At 58.4% G+C, this 17,473-nt stretch carries 15 protein-coding genes; 10 read left to right on the top strand and 5 right to left on the bottom strand.

Translation table 11 applies throughout. The annotated features are described in order from the left end of the window. The first annotated feature begins 50 nt into the window (after positions 1-50). The 3 genes from CKW21_RS03350 to CKW21_RS03340 all read left to right on the top strand — a co-directional run bounded on the left by CKW21_RS03350 (position 51) and on the right by CKW21_RS03340 (position 3,455). The gene (locus CKW21_RS03350) at positions 51-1,178 is read left to right on the top strand and encodes an HlyD family secretion protein (RefSeq protein ID WP_095192608.1); all 1,128 of its coding nucleotides are present in this window, start codon (positions 51-53) and stop codon (positions 1,176-1,178) included. After that, positions 1,175-2,767 carry a DHA2 family efflux MFS transporter permease subunit gene (locus CKW21_RS03345; protein ID WP_095192607.1) on the top strand — a complete coding sequence of 531 codons (1,593 nt, stop codon included), beginning with the start codon at positions 1,175-1,177 and terminating at the stop codon, positions 2,765-2,767. Before CKW21_RS03350 ends, CKW21_RS03345 begins: the two co-directional genes overlap by 4 nt. Positions 2,768-2,960: 193 nt before the next feature. After that, complete coding sequence (locus tag CKW21_RS03340; protein WP_095192606.1) at positions 2,961-3,455, top strand: cupin domain-containing protein; 495 nt, start codon at positions 2,961-2,963, stop codon at positions 3,453-3,455. A 164-nt stretch (positions 3,456-3,619) separates the two neighbouring features. Here the strand turns inward: CKW21_RS03340 and CKW21_RS32055 are convergent, their stop codons facing one another. Continuing rightward, the gene (locus tag CKW21_RS32055) at positions 3,620-5,116 is read right to left on the bottom strand and encodes a methyl-accepting chemotaxis protein (protein WP_095192605.1); all 1,497 of its coding nucleotides are present in this window, start codon (positions 5,114-5,116) and stop codon (positions 3,620-3,622) included. Between the two features lie 609 nt (positions 5,117-5,725). On the opposite strand from CKW21_RS32055, the gene CKW21_RS03330 reads away from it, so the two are divergent. From CKW21_RS03330 to CKW21_RS03320, 3 genes are read left to right on the top strand one after another with little or no spacing between them, the layout of a single operon-like run. Next, positions 5,726-7,003 carry a serine protease gene (locus tag CKW21_RS03330; RefSeq protein ID WP_095192604.1) on the top strand — a complete coding sequence of 426 codons (1,278 nt, stop codon included), beginning with the start codon at positions 5,726-5,728 and terminating at the stop codon, positions 7,001-7,003. Further along, positions 6,981-7,559: a hypothetical protein gene (locus CKW21_RS03325; RefSeq protein WP_095192603.1), complete on the top strand. Its 579-nt coding sequence runs from the start codon at positions 6,981-6,983 to the stop codon at positions 7,557-7,559. The genes CKW21_RS03330 and CKW21_RS03325 overlap by 23 nt, the downstream gene beginning before the upstream one ends. After that, entirely contained in the window at positions 7,547-8,131 is a 585-nt protein-coding gene (locus tag CKW21_RS03320; protein WP_141232890.1) for a hypothetical protein, read from the top strand. Before CKW21_RS03325 ends, CKW21_RS03320 begins: the two co-directional genes overlap by 13 nt. Positions 8,132-8,390: 259 nt before the next feature. Here CKW21_RS03320 and CKW21_RS03315 read toward each other — a convergent pair whose 3' ends face one another. From CKW21_RS03315 to CKW21_RS03305, 3 genes are all read right to left on the bottom strand, one after another. Beyond that, on the bottom strand, positions 8,391-8,600 hold the full coding sequence (locus tag CKW21_RS03315; protein WP_095192601.1) for a hypothetical protein: 210 nt from the start codon (positions 8,598-8,600) through the stop codon (positions 8,391-8,393). A 248-nt stretch (positions 8,601-8,848) separates the two neighbouring features. Further along, a complete protein-coding gene (locus tag CKW21_RS03310) occupies positions 8,849-9,283 on the bottom strand; it encodes a GFA family protein (RefSeq protein WP_095192600.1) in 435 nt (144 codons plus the stop codon). A 27-nt stretch (positions 9,284-9,310) separates the two neighbouring features. Then, positions 9,311-10,252 (bottom strand): carbon-nitrogen hydrolase family protein, encoded by a 942-nt coding sequence (locus tag CKW21_RS03305; RefSeq protein WP_095192599.1) that lies wholly within the window; start codon positions 10,250-10,252, stop codon positions 9,311-9,313. A gap of 103 nt (positions 10,253-10,355) precedes the next feature. Here CKW21_RS03305 and CKW21_RS03300 point away from each other — a divergent pair, with 103 nt between their 5' ends. Together CKW21_RS03300 and CKW21_RS03295 are read left to right on the top strand one after the other, a co-directional pair. Continuing rightward, entirely contained in the window at positions 10,356-11,045 is a 690-nt protein-coding gene (locus CKW21_RS03300; RefSeq protein WP_095192598.1) for a helix-turn-helix domain-containing protein, read from the top strand. A gap of 142 nt (positions 11,046-11,187) precedes the next feature. Further along, positions 11,188-13,773: an EAL domain-containing protein gene (locus tag CKW21_RS03295; RefSeq protein ID WP_095192597.1), complete on the top strand. Its 2,586-nt coding sequence runs from the start codon at positions 11,188-11,190 to the stop codon at positions 13,771-13,773. A 623-nt stretch (positions 13,774-14,396) separates the two neighbouring features. On the opposite strand, the gene CKW21_RS03285 is transcribed toward CKW21_RS03295, so the two are convergent. Beyond that, entirely contained in the window at positions 14,397-14,669 is a 273-nt protein-coding gene (locus CKW21_RS03285; RefSeq protein WP_095192596.1) for a hypothetical protein, read from the bottom strand. Positions 14,670-15,113: 444 nt separating this feature from the next. Here CKW21_RS03285 and CKW21_RS03280 point away from each other — a divergent pair, with 444 nt between their 5' ends. Further along, positions 15,114-16,475 (top strand): MATE family efflux transporter, encoded by a 1,362-nt coding sequence (locus tag CKW21_RS03280; protein ID WP_095192595.1) that lies wholly within the window; start codon positions 15,114-15,116, stop codon positions 16,473-16,475. 320 nt (positions 16,476-16,795) lie between these two features. Beyond that, positions 16,796-17,467, top strand: a complete 672-nt coding sequence (locus CKW21_RS03275; RefSeq protein WP_095192594.1) for a phosphoribosyltransferase — start codon at positions 16,796-16,798, stop codon at positions 17,465-17,467. Positions 17,468-17,473 lie beyond the last annotated feature (6 nt).

The raw sequence follows: 17,473 nt of genomic DNA, 5'->3' as shown, positions 1-17,473 counted from the left end.
GGCTGCCCGCAGGTGGCGACTGGCCCTTGGCATTGAACAGGAAAAACACCATGAACTCGCCCCAGGACAAGGCCGCCATTGCTACCGGCGCCAGCGCCGAGATCCCTGTCGTAGTAGTGCGGCGAAGCAAGAAGAAAATGGTCGGCATACTGCTGTGCGTCGGCGCCGTGGTGGTCGTGGCCGCCGGATGGGCGATGTCGCTGACCGGTGGTGCGACCTCGACCGACAACGCTTATGTGCGCGGCGATGTCACCTCGCTCGCCGCCAAGGTCGCCGGTTATGTCACGGCGGCAGAAGTTGAGGACAACCAGAGCGTGCGCGCCGGCGATGTGCTGTTTCGCATCGATGACCGCGACTACCGCGCAAAACTGGCGCAAGCCGAGGCCAATGTCAGCGCCGCCCGGGCGCGCCTGGCTGACGTCGATGCGCAAACCCAGTTGCAGCGCGCCCTGATTCGCGAAGCCGAAGCCCAGCGACGCTCAGCCGTGGCCAGGATGAATCTGGCGACCAAGACCCATGATCGCAGCCGCAAACTGATTGTCAGCAACGCGGTCAGCCAGGCTTTGGTCGATGAAAGCGACGAGGCTCGCTCGAGAGCTGAGTCGTCGGTGTCCGCGGCCTCGGCCACGGTTGACGCGCAACAACAACGCATCGCCGTGCTGGTGGCCCAGCGCGAAGCGGCCGTTGCTACCGTTGCCCAAGCCCAGGCCGCGCGGGATCTGGCGCAGATCGACCTCGACAGCACCGTGGTCCGCGCGCCGGTGGATGGCGTGATCGGCAACCGTCAGGTGCGCATCGGCCGCTATGTGACACCGGGTGTGGCCTTGCTCGATATCGTGCCGGTCCATGACGTGTGGGTCGTGGCCAACTTCAAGGAAACCCAGCTCGAACACATCCGCCCCGGCCAGCGCGTGCGCATTACCGTCGACGGCTACCCCGACACCGCCCTTGAAGGGAGGGTCGACAGCTTCGCACCGGGCAGCGGCTCGGCGTTCAGCCTGCTCCCGGCCGACAACGCCACCGGCAACTTTGTGCGGGTCGTGCAGCGCGTGCCGGTGAAGATCCGCCTGGTGCAAAACCCATTGCCGGGGCGCATCGTGCCCGGTCTGTCGGCACGGGTTGATGTGGCGCAAGGCGACGTTGAGCAAAGGGTCGTTGCGCAAGGGGAAGGGTCATGAACACGCCGGCCGCGATCGTGCGCAGCCACGCCGGTGCCGCGACTGGCCTGCTGCTCATGGTGGGCATCGTGCTGGCTGCGTTGACGGAAGCGATCGCCAGCACTGTGCTGGCCCTCGGGCGTAGCGACATCCTCGGCGACACCTATGCCACGCCCGATGAGTTCGCCTGGCTGGATGTCGGGTACACCGCGTTCAAGCTGATCGGCTTCATGACCGCCGCCTGGCTGCTGAGCCGCTTCGATCCGCGTCGCGTGATCATCGGCGCGGTCCTGCTCATGGGCCTGGCCTGCGCCTTGGCCGCCATCACCGCGCGGCTGGACGTGCTGATCGCGCTGCGCATCCTTCAGGGCTTCGCCGGCGGCACCTTGCTGGTCGGCGGCCAGGCACTGATCTTTTTCGCCTTTGCGCCATCCCGTCAGCCGATCCTCCAGGCCCTGTTCGCCATGGGCTCGGTGGTTGCGCCCGCGACACTCGCCCCGGCGCTGCAAGGCTGGTTGATCGACAGCCAGGACTGGACCTGGATCTTCCTCAGCGTTGTGCCAGTGGCGCTGGCGTCTGGCGGACTTCTGCTGATGGTAGACAGCCCGATGCCCGCGCAGGTCCGGCGTCCATTCGACTGGATCGGCGTCTCACTGATCTCCACCAGCCTGTTCAGCCTCACTTACGTCTTCAGCCAGGGCGAACGCTGGGACTGGTTCGAGGAGCCGCGCATCCTCTGGCTGAGCGTGATCGGGGTCGCCACGCTGCTGGCGTTTTTCGGTCAGCAAGTGTTGGCCAGGGGGCAGGGCCTGCTCGACTTCACCCTGTTCCAGTCCAGCGATTTTTCCTTTGCGTTGATCGTCAGTTTTGTCGCCGGTGCCGCGTTGTTCGGCAGTGCGTTCCTGATCCCGGCCTTCGCGTTGTCGGTCCTTGGCTTCACACCCACCGAGGCCGGCCTGCTGTTGTTGCCCAGTGGCGCGCTGTTCATCGGCGCATTGCTGGTTGCCGCCTTTCTGTTTCAAGTCTGTCGGGTGGCGCCGTTCGCCACCGTGCCCTTCGGCATCCTGATGATCATGATTGCGATGTGGATGCTTTCCGGCTCCACCAGTGAAAGCGGTGCGGACGACATGATGGCCGCCATCCTGTTGCGCGGCCTGGGCCTGGGCTTCCTGTTTCTGTCGATCACCCTGATCGCCTTCAGCGATCTCAGTCGCCGCAACCTCGCCGGCGGCATAGGCCTGTTCAATACCGGTCGCCAGTTGGGTGGCCTGATGGGCGTCGCCGGGCTGCAGACACTGATCGAACACAACGTTGCCGCCAACGTCTCGATCCTCGGCACACACATCACCCCGGGGGCGGCCGCGGTGATCGAACGACTGACCACCACCACCGCCATGCTGTCGGCAAAAGGCATGGATGCGCTGGCGGCCGGCCGTGGGGCGGCGAGTCTTCTCGGTCGGGCTGTTTCGGGGCAGGCCACAGTGATTGCCTTCGACTCGGCGTTCTTCGCCGTGACCCTGCTGTTCGCCGTCGCCGCGCCCATGCTGGTTGCCATCAAGATCGCATTTGCGCGACGGGCGAAAGCGCGTGCCATGGGAGCGGCGCTGTAAAACCGGTACCCACTTCCCACAGGCGTTTTCGCTCAACCGAGAATTACGCGGGCTTTTTGGGTGGTGCGGTTCGGATGTGGCGGAACATTGATTACATTGCGTATCAACTGTAATGCGCGGTAACGGCATTATCAGTAATGCCCATCACAAATACAGTAAGGCGGACGATTCTTGCGTAACTAAGGTGTCTTTCATGATTCAGAGCATGATGAAAACGGCTTGCCTGACAGCGCTTCTTGTCGCAGGCGCAGCCGTGCCGTTCGCCCAGGCTGAACCATTACCGCTGGGCAAAACCGGTGCTATGCATAATGAGGATGTGGAATGGCGCAGCTTTGCGGCTTTCCCCAAGGAAGTGAAACTGGCTGTGCTGGTCGGCGACCCCAGCAAACCATCACCCTACGTCGTGCGGGTCAAAGTGCCCAATGGCACCAAACTGATGCCCCATACGCATCCTGAAGATCGTATCTACACCGTCATGTCCGGGGTTTTCTACATTGGCTTCGGTACGGTTTTCGATCCGGACAAACTGGTTGCCTATGGTCCCGGCAGCGTAGTGATACTCCCGGCCAATACCCCACACTTCCACTGGGCCAGATCAGGCGAGTACATCTCGCAAGTCTACGGGACAGGCCCGCTGGGCCTTGAGTACATCGATAGCCACGATGATCCGCGCAATGCATCGAAATAAGGCCATCACCGCCTGAAAGCCGACCTGATTTCGTGGGTGTACTCGTCAAACTGTAGGAGCGAGCGTGCTCGCGAAAAACGACCACACAACGCATTCATTCAGGCATGTCGCGTTATCGTTGACCTCCATCGCGAGCAAGCTCGCTCCCACAGGTTTTGCGACTATCACTGATGAAACGTACGCCCCAACGCATCCAGCCGCGTCGCAATCGGCGGCAACCGCTGACTGCTCAACGCCAGGGTCTCCACATCATCCGCCGTACTCTGCGCAATCGACTGCACTGACTGTAGCCGCCCGACAATTTCCAGGCTCGCCGAGGACTGTTCCCGAGTGGTCGTCACAATCCGTCCATTGAGCTCATCAATCTGCGAAATATCACTGCCCACCGCCTGCAACATCGCCGCTGCCAACTGACTGTCCTCGACACAGCGCTCCACACCCTCACGACTGTCATGCATTGCCTCGACCGCCTTGCGGCTGCCTTGCTGCAACGCCTCGATAATCGTCCGGATTTCCTTGGTGGAAACCGCCGTACGCTGCGCCAGACTGCGCACTTCATCCGCCACCACCGCAAACCCTCGGCCCTGCTCACCCGCCCGAGCCGCCTCGATGGCAGCATTGAGCGCCAGCAAATTGGTTTGCTCGGCAATGCTGCTGATCACTTCCAGCACCGTACCGATCTGCTGCGCCTGACCCGCCAACACCTGCACGGTTTCGTGGGTGCCGTTCAGGCGCGACGCCAACTGCGTGATCTCCTGTCGAGCCCGATTCACACTCTCCTGGCCCCGAGTGACTTGCACACTGGCCTGTCCGGCGTGTTCAACCGCATGCTCGACATGCACCGCGATATGCCCCATCGCATCCCCCATGCGCTGCATTGAACCGGTCATCTGGGCAATTTCCGTCAACTGATGCTGCGCGCCTTTCTCCAGCGTCGTACTCGCCTTGGCAATCTCGTGGCCCAACTCACCCAACCCTTGAGAATCACGCACCACGCCGTCAACCAGCGCCGTAATCTGCGTCAAAAACTGATCGAAACGCTGCGCCAGCGACACATGCACCGCGGCCTTGTCACCCTTGCCGGCATCCACCGTCAACTGCGACGTGGCCGCGAGCATCTTGTCCAGCATGTCCTGACTCTCCACCGCATCCGCCTCACTGTGCACCGCCAGGTAGAGCAGGGCGACCGTCTCCATCACCACATAGAACGCGTGCACGAACACCATCGTCCAGCCACCGTGATGCGCCATCACAAACACCGGAAATCCCTGATGCTGCAGCACATGAAACACCACGTGATGAACCGCGATGGCCGCAGCAGCCACCAGGATCGGCAGCCAGTCGCGATAAAACGTCAGCACCGCCAACAACGCAAAAATCCCGAAGTGTGACTCAATGACCCCCCGGGCCTGATTGATATGCAACGCCGCCATCACCATCAGACCCACACCCAGGCAACAGCGCATGAACCGCGTGCCGCCGATGGCGCGATACAACACCGTCAACACCACACTCGTCCCGCCGCCCACCAACAACGCCTGCACGAACGTGTCGTGCCAGAACGCCAGGCCCAACGCGAAGACGAACATCAGCCAGATCAAACCCAGCATGATCCGGTCGGCTTTGCGGTAGTGCTCAAGGAAACGAGGGGGGAAGGGCATGCACGCTTACTCCATGTCATTGAGCGAGGGTGAAGCAGGGAGGTAGGGCAGATGCTGGCTGGACAAGCCTGCCCATGACCCTGTGGAGAGGGAGCTTGCTCCTGTTGCCCCGAGCACGGAACGGTGCAACGGGAGCAAACTCCCTCACCACAGGGTCATGGGTTGGTTTCAGTTTTATTGGGGGTGTGCATGAGGCGTCGGGGAGAGCGTAGCCGTTTGCCATCATTCTTGCTTGATCGAAGGTGTGCAGGGAGGAAAATGTCAGATTTAGAGGCAATTAAAGCTGAATTAGCGGGCAACGATCGGCATTTTAGGGGCGGTCGAAACCCAAACCTCGCCGAGCTAATCAAAAAATGAGCCGTGTTTTAGAAGGAACACCTGTCTTGATTACTCGACGGCTTGGTTCGCTAGCAGAGTTAGGCTGTCCATGAACAGGGGAATAGTCGATATAGCCAAATTGGTTGTTCTTTTTTTGAAGTCTTACCTATCCGTAGTTTGCGAATTTACGGCCCGCAACTACGCTATCTCGATAGATTGCCAGTTTTTTGATCAGTCCTTCTCCATAAGGACTTTTAGGTGGGTTCGATTAATCCAGCGAGGGAGGCATGCATGATGCGCGCGTCTTGGAGGGGTTGGCGAGAGCGCTTTCAGGTGGTGATAATCTTTATTCTACTAGCAGGTACATGCCCGCACGTATTTGGTGATGCGGAAACCGAGTACAACGCCATAAAAAAGGCTTTCCCGGAGAGTAGTGGTTCCGTCAGTATGGCAACACTGCGTAGATATACCAATGAGCCGCCACGACTGATGTTTCTCACCGAACAGTTACCCACTACTTTTCCATGGCATGATCTTGAGGTTGCGACACTTCGCCTGGAGCTTTTAAATGAGTTCGAAGGACAGAAAGAATATCAAAGCTGTACTGCAACGCTAATAGCGCCTAGTCAAGTTGTTACAGCGGCGCACTGCATCCCAGGTAACGGGCCGGGAAAAGTTATAAGGGCGAAAGTGGTCAGCTACGACTCGGTGCGAGGTGTTTTGGCTCAGGAAGACATCGATCTTGTTTCATCTCCCATATTGTCGTCGGCGACCGCGGATATTTCAGTGTTGGTACTCAGTAAACCGTTCAAAGACTCATTCAAACCATACCCTATGAAAATCAGGTTGCCGATCAAAGGCGAAACATTGGTGGTTGTCAGCTATCCACTGGGGCAGGCGAAGCGGCTTTCAAGCGGGAACTGCCGTGTAGGCAATGAAGACACACCAATACAGAGTCAGTTCTACCATCACTGCATGACATTCCCAGCCAGCTCTGGTGCACTGATCGTGGCTCGAACAGACGGCGCGATAGTAGGTGTTCATTCCCAAGCGCTGGATGTTGGAAGTGTGGCCAATACACTTTCAGGGATGACGGGCCTCGAAGGCCTTGGGGCAACAATGGTACCTGCTCCGGTGACAGTAGATAACAGTGGTTGGGTGTTAGAGCCACAAATGTTGACTAAGGGTTTTGCCGCCGCAATACGTAGCGGCAAAGTGCAAGATTGGCTCAAGGTCATGCTCAATGAACAATCCAATTTGAACTCGCTCAATAAAGAGCTTTTGTTGACTCGTACCGCTATTGAGTTGGACTCAGTGGAAGCCATAAAACACTTACTGGCATTGGGCGTCGAGTGGTCTACCACAGATGCCAGTGCTTACCTGCAAAGCAAGACGTATGGGCCATGGACCCCTGAAAAGCGGGAAATGCTGAATTATTTGCTGGCGCATGGTGCAGAAGTCAGACCCGATGCAACGACAGGCTGGCCGATCTATTGTGGGCCGGGAGTGTTGACAGTAGTGAAGCAAGTTTTTGCGGAGAACGGCTATGCGCAAGATAACTGTCATTAGCGTTTGTGCTATGTGGATGGCGCTGTTCTCGATGAATAGCTCCGCCTGTGATCTTACTACTGGGCAATGCGCGGCTGCTAAGGTGGTTGCCGAAAGTATAATGTCGGCTTTGCCTGCCGAAATGACTGCACCTAAGGCTGGTTGCAATAACGCCAACCCTTTTTTGATTACAGGTGGCGACGATAGGATTATTTCGTCTGCTATAAATTCCGCTGTAAGGCAGCGCCGTGGTTCGATCACGATCAAACTCTCACCAGCTGTGCCGCTTAGTCAGTTTCCAGTATCGGTAGCGGATGCATTGAACCGAGTTCAATTGAGTGGTGGCAGCGTTAAAGAACAGAAGGATACTGGGCAGCAGAGTGCTGGGGCGCTACTTGCATGGGGTGGGGCGCAATTGGGGGCGCTGGTCACTTATGCGGTGAATGCTTTATTGAATGCTTTGGCTGATCAGTGGGTAACTGATAACTACAAAGGATATGATGCGGTATTGTTATTCCGGCCGAGCGAACATCAAGGAAATATTTATAATGAGGTGAAGTTTTCATGCAAACAATGAAGCGCCACTGCTTATCCGGAGGGGCAATTTTATTAATGCTTGCAGGTTGCGCCCTCCAACCCCAGCAATCTAATGAAAATCCACACTTGGCTGCCGGTACGGAAACGGGAAATTTTTGTCAACGCTTGGCACATGTGTTGGTCAGGGGGACGGAGAGCTGGTTGAATAAAGGATACTTTTCTGCACTTGAAGGCAAACGTATCGACGACGATCGTTTCTATGGAACGGTTAACTTAGGCGGCGCGTCCGAATGCGTGATCGATAAAAGTCTTGGTAAGCACCACGTTGATTACGTCTGCTATTACGGTCAAACGGATGAGGCACAACGCGGAATTCTCGTAAGAAAAATGAACGAGCTTGAGGCGGCCGTAGATCGGTGTCTCATTCAGCAAAACATTTTTAACTATTCGGAACAGGGCGTCGAAAAGCCTCGGTATTTTAATCCACGCCGTGACTACGATACTGTGAGGTTTACTGATCGTTGGCGCCATCAAACTGTGACCATCAAAATTGAGTCTGTGGAGCAAGATGAAAATCTAAGCGAATTGACCATGACGATAGATTCGCTTTAGGTAGAGTGAGCGCCTCAAGTCCCTTGAAACCAAGAGGACACCCATTTGCCAATCTCAAGGCAAGGCTATTGGGCGTCCCCTTTTCCAGAGCGAAAAGGGGACGGATTTATTTGTATCTGATGGGTTTACCTTCGAAAGCGCATCATTGCTAAAAAAATCCGGTTTTTGATCAGGTGTCTATACCGATCTCTATGCATAAACACCAAAAAGCCCGGCTGATCAGGCCGGGCTTTTTGAGTGGTGCGGTGGAGCGGTTTAGTTAGACGACGGTGTTGCCTTTCAGGCGGTCAGAGCCATCAGCGGCTACGGTGTTGCCTTTCAAACGATCCGAACCATCGGCAGCAACAGCGCGTTTTTCGAGCAGGCGATCCGAGCCGCCTTCAGCGACTACAGGTTGAGCAGAGGTAGCGGCGAAAGCGTTCACTGCGAAGATCGAAAAAGCGATGCTGAGAATGGTTTGGCGTTTCATGATCGTGTGCTCCGGGGGTATTTGGTTGGTATGGAGCAGATGTTACGCCGCACAGTTTTTAAGAGAACTTCATTGAGTTAATGGTGACTATTGACGCAGTCAATGGTTGGTTCGCTGATCCCCTGTGGGAGCGAGCCTGCTCGCGAAAGCGGTCTGCCAGTCACCATCAATGTTGATTGATAAATCGCCTTCGCGAGCAGGCTCGCTCCCACAGGTTAAATGCTCAGCGGGAGAGCGCCGCGGGGCCGCTACTCATCCATGCTGGCGCCCGATCCGCCTAACTCGCTGGGCACATCCTTCAGCTTCGGCAATCCATCCTTGATGCGCAGCACAGCCTCCTGATAGTGGACGTGAACCCCCGGCTCGTACGCGAGATCCGGGATGACTGCGGCATACACGTCAATGAGCCCCATCCCCGGGTGCTCGGTGAAGAGGTGCCCGCCGCAAGTCTTGCACCACTTGCGGTAACTCTGCGGGGTCTTGTTGTAGGTGCCGATGTTCTCGGCACCCCGGGTCACCTGCACCGCCTCGGGTTTCCACAGCGTGAAGGCATTGACCGGCCCTGCTGACCAATGCCGACACGACTCGCAGTGGCAATAGCCCATCGCGGCCGGCTCGCCGCTGACGGTGAACTCGACCGCGCCGCAAAAACAACTGCCTTTGTAAGACCGTTCAGTGTTCATGGAATGACTCCTCGATCAAGGGTGACTTCACGCGTCGATGTAGCGCACCGAGGTCGCCGCTGTGCGCCGCACCTGCAATTCGAATATGTCGGGGCGTGCGTAGTGACCGGTCACGTCAAGCGCGCGCCGAGCGGGCGCCACCAGGGCGACGTCGATGTCCGCATACAAAATGCCGGCCTCCCGGTGCAATGGACCGGCGACGATCCGGCCTTGGGGATTGACCACCACCGAGTCGCCGTCGTTGATCCATTCGTCCGGATCGGCAAACAGTTGGGCACGCGCCGGGAAGTCGTCGGGGATGTCGCCGCCACGCAGTGCGGTTCCGCTGCCGAGCACCCAGCAGCGGCCTTCGAGTGCGATATGCCGCATCGTGCTGATCCAGCCTTCGCCCGTGTCGTACGTGGGGGCGACGTAGATTTCCACCCCTTGGGCATACAGTGCATAGCGGGCCAACGGCATGTAGTTTTCCCAGCAGATCAGCGCACCCAGGCGACCGACCGGTGTGTCGACCGCACGCAACCCGCTTGCATCGCCGAAGCCATGCACCATGCGCTCGGGATTGGTGGGCATGAGCTTGCGGTGCCGGTTGAGCATTGCGCCGTTCGCGCCGATCACGACTACGCTGTTATAGAGCGTGCCGCCGCCATTGTGCCGATCGCATTCATTGATGCCGCACACGATCGTCACGGCGTGAACGCGGGCCGCCTCGCACAATGGGCTCAGGTCACCGTTGGTAATATCCACAGCGTTGACCAGCAGCCGCGTGTGCAACTGGCCCATGACAGCCCCGTCCTTTCCTGCCGCCAGCCGCCAGATCCACGACGGGTAACCGGGAATGTAGGATTCGGGCAAAACGATCAGCGAGGCTCCCGCCGCCGCGGCCTCAGCGACCGATTGCACGGCCCGGGCGATGGTCGCGCTGCGATCGAGCAGCACGGGCGGGCGTTGAATGATGGCTACCTTGGTCATGGCGTTCTCCTTTGGCACTTGGCTTCGAAGTCTTGAGCCTGCGCGCAAGGAAGGGGCGGGACTAGTTCAGAATCTGAAGTGTTGCAGTCGCGGAGTCCAGGCAATGGAAGAGAGCTACGGTCAGTTCTGCACAGTCGCACGGGGTGCCGAAGCACTGTGCGAGCGCTGGACACCCTTGGTCGTGCGCGAGCTGCTGTGCGGCAGCAAGCGCTTCAACGAACTGCACCGCGGGGTGCCCCGGATGTCCACCGGCCTGTTGGCGCAACGGCTGCGCCACCTGGAAGACGTTGGCGTCGTTCGTCGCACGGCCGTGGGCAAAGTCTGGGAATACAGCCTGACCGAGGCGGGCGAGGAACTGCGCCCCATCATCATGGCGCTGGGGCATTGGGGCGCCCGCTGGATCGGCAGCCGCCTGCGCGATGACGAGCTCGACGCCGGCCTGCTCATGTGGGACGTACGTCGTTTCGTCCACATCGAGACATTCCCCCCGCGACCGGTGGTCATTCAATTCAAATTCCGCGACGCCCGGCCCGGCGAGCAAGCCTGGTGGCTGGTGGTTGAAGAGGGCGTGGCAGACCTGTGCCGCGACGACCCCGGCCGCGAACTGACCCTGGTCGTCGACTCCAGCGTGCGCGCATTGACCGAAGTGTGGGCAGGCGACCGCACACCGCGGGAGGTACTTGAATCGCGGGAGCTGCGTGTGGATGGCGCGGTGAAGGATGCTCAGAGCTTGTGGCGTTGGCTGGGGACGAGTGCGTTTGCGGGGACGCGGAGGGCGGTGGCAAGTCGGTAATCACGCTGGCCCGTGCTTTCCTTTGCTGTCTTGTCTCGGTTTTCAGGGGCCAGTCATTACCGCCAGGAACACTTAATGGTTTATCGACTACAGTCGATAGCCTGACGTGCAACTTACTCGTTTCGACGCCTTGCGGGAATCTATGCCCAACACCACCCGAACTACCTCCAGTCCGTCGTCCAGTCGCTCCAGCGTGGCATTGACTCGTGCTTCTCTTTTCAAGTTTCTGTGGCTTCTGGTTGGCGTCTTTTTTCTCGCCAGCTATTTGCTTGTTTATCTGGCGAATGATCTGGACCGGACCGAGGAAGCCGAGAGCGCTTTCTATACAAGAAAAGCGGTGCAATCGCTGGAGAAGTCTCTGCTATCGACTGTCAAGGATTACGCCTTCTGGGGGGACACCTATCGGCAGCTGCACACGCAAGTGGACATCGACTGGGCCTACGTGCGTCAGAATGTCGGCCCGACGCTTTTCACGGATTTTGGATTCGAGGGGATGTTTGTCGTCAACGACAGCAATCGCACTGTGTACGCGGTGGTCAAAGGCGAGCTGAAACCGGTTGACGCCTCACAATGGCTTAAACAGTCGACGGGGGCCATCCTCGAAAGGGCACGCGCGGGGGCGGAAGCGGAAATCCCGACATCGGCCTTCATCAATATTGGCGGCGTGCCAGCGCTGGTGGTGGCGGCGGCGATAACGCCGGGAACCGATCCTACTGTCTTGCGCGATGGCAGGGTACCTTCCGTGTTGATATTCGTAGACATCCTGGAGCCTGCCAAGCTCGAAGCTCTGGGCCAGGATTACGGGGTTGATGACTTGCGGGTGGCCACGCCTGACGAACTTTACGACCCGTCAGTCTTTTCATTGGGCGAGAACGGTAGTGCGGGCACCTTGCACTGGAGTCCGCCCGAGCCAGGCCAGCGCTTGCTTGGGCTGGGCTTGCCATTGGTGGGTTTTGCAGCACTGTTGGTCTGCCTGATGACCTGGGTCATCTTGCGTCGCACGACGGCGAGTGCTCAGGCACTTGATGCCAGTTACGCATCGTTGCAACACAGCCAAATGGCCTTGGCGATCAGCGAGGCTCGTTTTCGTGATGTCGTTGAAGCCAGTTCAGACTGGGTATGGGAAATAGACGCCGATTGGCGCTTCATCTACCTGTCCGAACGATTCGAGGATGTGACGGGACTGTCCAGGGACCTCTGGATCGGTGCAGCCATGGACGATCTGCTGCGCACCGAGTTGGGTACGGTCTCTCAGTGGCTCAGCATCCCGAGCCGGCGCCCGAACATCAGTGTCCAGTGTCGCTATGTCGATACCAAGGGGCAGGAGCGCATCACGCGTGTTTCGGCGCGAAAGATGGCCGGTGGAGGATTTCGCGGCACGGCAACCGACGTCACCGAAGAAGTCGAAGCCCGCCGTCGCATCGAATTCCTTTCACAACACGATGCCCTGACGGGGCTGCCCAACCGGACGCGGCTGCAGGAGTTTCTTGACGGTAAGCTCAAAGCTTCGCCTACAGTGGAACATCCGCTGGTCATGCTCAGCCTGGACCTCGATCGATTCAAGCCGGTGAACGATCTGCTGGGTCATGCGGCGGGTGACTTCGTGCTCAACGAAGTGTCGAATCGGCTGGCTGAGTGTATCCGTCATGGAGACCTCGTCGCACGAATAGGCGGGGACGAGTTTGTACTGATTCTTACCGATCTGCGTTCACAAGAAGAGGTCGAAACGCTCTGTCGGAGGTTGATCGAGTCCGTCGAGCGACCGATACAGATCGATGAACAGCAAGTGTTCGTCAGCACCAGTATCGGAATCGCCATGGCGCCCAACGATGCAAGCGAAGCCAGTGAACTGCTGCGCTATGCCGATATCGCCTTGTACGAGTCCAAGTCCTCGGGCCGTAACACCTGGCGCTTTTACGCAGGCGATATGAACGCGAAAATCATTGAGCGCCGCCGTCTGGAGCGCGACTTGCGCTTCGCGATCAAACACAATGAGTTGCGGCTGCATTTTCAGCCGCGTTTTCGCATTGCCGACGGACAGATGGTGGGCGCCGAAGCGCTGGTTCGCTGGCAGCATCCAGAACGTGGCTTGATTGCGCCAGACACGTTTATCTCCATTGCCGAAGAAACGGGGCTGATTATTTCCCTGAGCAACTGGGTGATCGAGACCGCCTGCCACCATGCTGTCCTCTGGCCGGAACATCTGTTCGTCTCCGTCAATCTTTCGCCCTCCGAATTCAAGCGAGGCAATCTGATTCAACGCGTGCAGACAGCCCTTCACGATTCGGGAATCGACCCGGCCCGCGTAGAGTTGGAAATCACCGAAAGCGTCATGCTCGAAGACGCCACAGGCGCTCTGGAAGTGATGCATAGGCTCAAGCGCCTTGGCGTGCGGATCGCCATGGATGATTTCGGTACTGGCTATTCGTCGCTGAGCTACCTGCGCACATTCCCGTTCGACGGGCTGAAAATCGACCGTAGCTTTCTGAACCGACTGGCCGAAAGCGATGACGACAAGTCCATCATCCAGGCGATCGTCGGTCTGGGGCAGGCCTTGTCACTCACAGTGACCGCAGAGGGCATCGAAACCGCTGAACACCTGAACTTGCTCAAGGCGGTGGCATGCGACGAAGGGCAGGGCTATTTCCTGAGCCGACCGCTTGATAACGAAGCATTCAGCACCCTGGTCGGCGCAAGAACAGTGGCAGGCACTGACAGCAAGGTTTAGAGGTTCAGGCAGGTTCAGCGGACAAGTTTATTGGGTCGTCGAACAAAAAACGGGCGCCATCGAGGCACCCGTTTTCGTTCATTCCAGTTACTGAAGCCGTCTATGCAAATCAGGAAAAATTTCCTGCGCAAACCAAGCGGGCAGGCCGGGTGTAACGATTCGGGATTTGGGCGTTCGACTTTCCACCAAGCCGACTTTGATCAACCGCGAAAGCTCATCGATTGCCAGGCGTGAGGCGAGGCCGGTGAAGGTCCTTATTTCGTTGCGCGGCAGGCTTCCTTGGGTGATCAGCGCAATGATTGCGGGTGCACTTTCCGGGCGAATTGCGTCTTCTTGGGCAGCGCATCCGCAAGCTCAATGATTGACGGAGGTAATGTTTCAGGGAGAACCGGGTCGAGCCAGGATTTTGATGTGATCAGGGACATACCGGTTTGTACCATAAGAAAAGTCTGCACATTTTATTTCACATACTGACGGGATTAACAATCGCTAATTTACTGGCTTACAGAGGTTTTCAAAGCTCTTATAGAAAAAATATCTGCACATTTTTTTGTGAGCCGTCAGCGGTGTTTACGCACAGATTGCCATTACAGAAAACGGGCGGCTTAGGCGCCCGTTTTTACTTACTCCTTCGCCTGCGCTCGCAAACGTCGTCCAATCACATCCATCAAATCACAACCATCCCGCAACGGTATCGCCAACAGCTTGGAAAAGTCCGACAACACCACCGTGTCGCAACCAATTTCGGCGCGGAAGGCGATGTTCTCCAGCACCTGCGTAACGGTACGAATACGGTAATCCGCCATGGCTTGCAGAACGTCGAGTGGGGCTTCGGTATCAATGAGCAAAGAGGCCGGAGTCAGGTCGATTCCGGTGAGGGGCATGTATCTTTCCATAGTTGAAACTCCGATCAAGGCAAAGGTTGACTGTCCCTCAATCGTCGCCAAACGATTGGGTGACAGCTGTACGCAGGTTGGCGAACCGGGATCGGGATACCGGCAGACCCGAAGGTCTCCCGCGCACAGCTGCCATAAAGACAACTTTGCGGGCATGCAAAAGCGCCTGCATTAAAGCACAGCGCATTGCATTCCGATCGATCAGGTCGCCAAACCCGAATCGCCATATGGGCGACGGTGTTGACTATAAGCCGCATGGCAACAGCGGGGGTAGGTGAGGGATTCCGAGCTTTTTGTAGGACTCGTGATGATGAAATCTCGGACCTTTCACTTCACCTTGCCGGGAAATTAAACACAGTTCTGAAATGTCCATTGCCCCTTGCTCATAACTCACCGAAGCTATCCTCAACCCACACGCCAGCAGTCGAGACGGACCTCCACCCCATGCAAACCCCAACCACCCCCCAACCCCACCTCTGGAAAACTTACCTCCTGTTCCTGGCCCCCATGGTCCTGTCCAACTTCCTGCAATCCATGTCCGGCACCGTCAACAGCATCTACATCGGCCAGATGCTCGGCACTCAAGCGCTGGCGGCGGTTTCGGGGATGTTTCCCATCGTGTTTTTCTTCATCGCCCTGGTCATCGGCCTCGGCGCGGGCGCGGGTGTGTTGATCGGGCAGGCCTGGGGTGCGCGGGAGCCGCATCTGGTGAAGGCCATCGCCGGGGCGACGTTGATGCTGGGGTTGTTGATCGGGGTGGTGGCGGCGGTGTTGGGGAGTGTGTTTGCGCGGTCTTCGCTGGTGGGGTTGGGGACGCCGGGGGATGTGCTGGACGATGCGGTGGCGTATGCCCATGTGATGTTGTGGTTCATGCCGTCGCTGCTGGTGTTTGTGTTGTTCACGCAGTTGCTGCGCGGGGTAAGTGACACGATGTCGCCGTTGTTGGCGTTGGTGGTGTCGACCGTCGTCGGGCTGGCGCTGACGCCGGCGTTTATTCGTGGCTGGTTCGGCTTGCCGATGCTGGGGATCCAGAGTGCGGCGTTTGCCGGGTTGGCGGGGAACCTGGCGGCGATGGGGTGGCTGGCGTGGCGCTTGATTCGCAAGGGCCATCCGTTGGCGCCGGACCGCGAGTTTTTTGCGGCGATGAAGCTGGACATGGCGATCCTCGGCAAGGTGCTGCGCATCGGCTTGCCCACCGGGTTGCAGATGGTGGTGTTGTCGCTGTCGGAGCTGGTGATTCTGGCGCTGGTGAACCAGCACGGTTCCCAGGCGACGGCGGCGTATGGGGCGGTGACGCAGATCGTCAATTACGTGCAGTTTCCGGCGTTGTCGATTGCCATTACCGCGTCGATTCTTGGGGCGCAGGCGATTGGAGCGGGGCGTATCGAACGGATCGGGCCGATTTTGCGCACGGGGTTGATGATCAATGTGTGCCTGACCGGTGGCCTGGTGGTGTTGGGGTATTTGTTGTCGCACTGGTTGCTGGGTTTGTTCCTCACCGAGGAGGCGACGCGGAGCATGGCCGAGCATCTGTTGCACATCATGCTCTGGAGCCTGTTGGTGTTTGGTTTCCAGGCGATCATCGGCGGGATCATGCGTGCCAGCGGTACGGTGATGGTGCCGGTGGCAATTTCGATTGTATGTGTGGTGGGTGTGCAGTTGCCGGTGGCGTATCTGCTGGATGCGCGGTTCGGCCTGCAAGGGGTGTGGATGGCGTTTCCGGTGGCGTATCTGGGGATGCTGGCGTTGCAGGTGCTGTACTACAAGAGGGTTTGGCAACATCAGAAGATTGAGCGGTTGGTGTAGGGGGGAAGGATCGAGATTGCGGTTTGTCAGGCAAAACTTCTGCTGAACTCACTGCCGTCTTCGCGAGCAGGCTCGCTCCCACAGGGGGCGGTGTTGGGCATGGTTTTGGTGTGTGCCGCCACAAAAAATGTGGGAGCGAGCCTGCTCGCGAAAGCGGTGGGTCAGCTAGCGGTGATGGTGGATGTGTAGCCGCCTTCGCGAGCAGGCTCGCTCCCACAAGAGTGGACGTACAATGAACCATGGCCGACTAGTTGCCGGCCACCGTCCATGCTGGGGGAAAGCGTTAACCGACAGGCGAGATCGCCTGAGGAGGCTTTCAAATGGGTCCCTCATCACAAACCATCCTGCAGAACCGCGCCGCCGCCGGGCGACGCCTGGTGGAGCCGCTGCTCCCGTACGCCCATCGCGCCGATGTCATTGTCCTGGCCTTGCCCCGTGGCGGGGTGCCGGTGGCTTATGAAGTGGCCCAAGCGCTGGAGGTGCGCCTGGATCTGATGCTGGTGCGCAAGCTCGGGGTGCCGTCGCATCAGGAGTTCGCCATGGGCGCGATTGCCAGTGGCGGCATTCAGATTCTCAATGAACAGGCGCTGCGGGTGCACCCGATCGATAAGGCCGCGTTCGATGCCGTGGTCGACCGGGAGACGAAAGAGCTCAAGCGCCGTGAGCAGGTGTATCGCGGGTCGCGTTCGCCGCTGCAACTCAAGGATCAGGTGGTGATCCTGATCGACGACGGCCTGGCCACCGGCGCCTCGATGCTGGCGGCGATTCAGGCGGTGCGGGTGCATGCGCCGTCGAGGATCGTGGTCGCCGTACCGGTGGCGCCGATTGAAACGGCCGAGGCGTTGCGCAGTGAGGTGGATGAACTGATCTGCCCGCTGATCCCCGAATGGCTGATGTCGATCGGATATTTCTACATGGATTTTTCCCAGACGTCGGATAAGGAAGTCATGGATCTGTTGCAGCGGGCGTGGCAGCGTGAGCTTGAACAGTAGCGGATA

Origin of the sequence: Pseudomonas sp. Irchel 3A7 (assembly GCF_900187565.1) — a bacterium.
Taxonomy (GTDB): domain Bacteria; phylum Pseudomonadota; class Gammaproteobacteria; order Pseudomonadales; family Pseudomonadaceae; genus Aquipseudomonas.
This window is presented reverse-complemented; position numbering and strand designations above follow the sequence as displayed.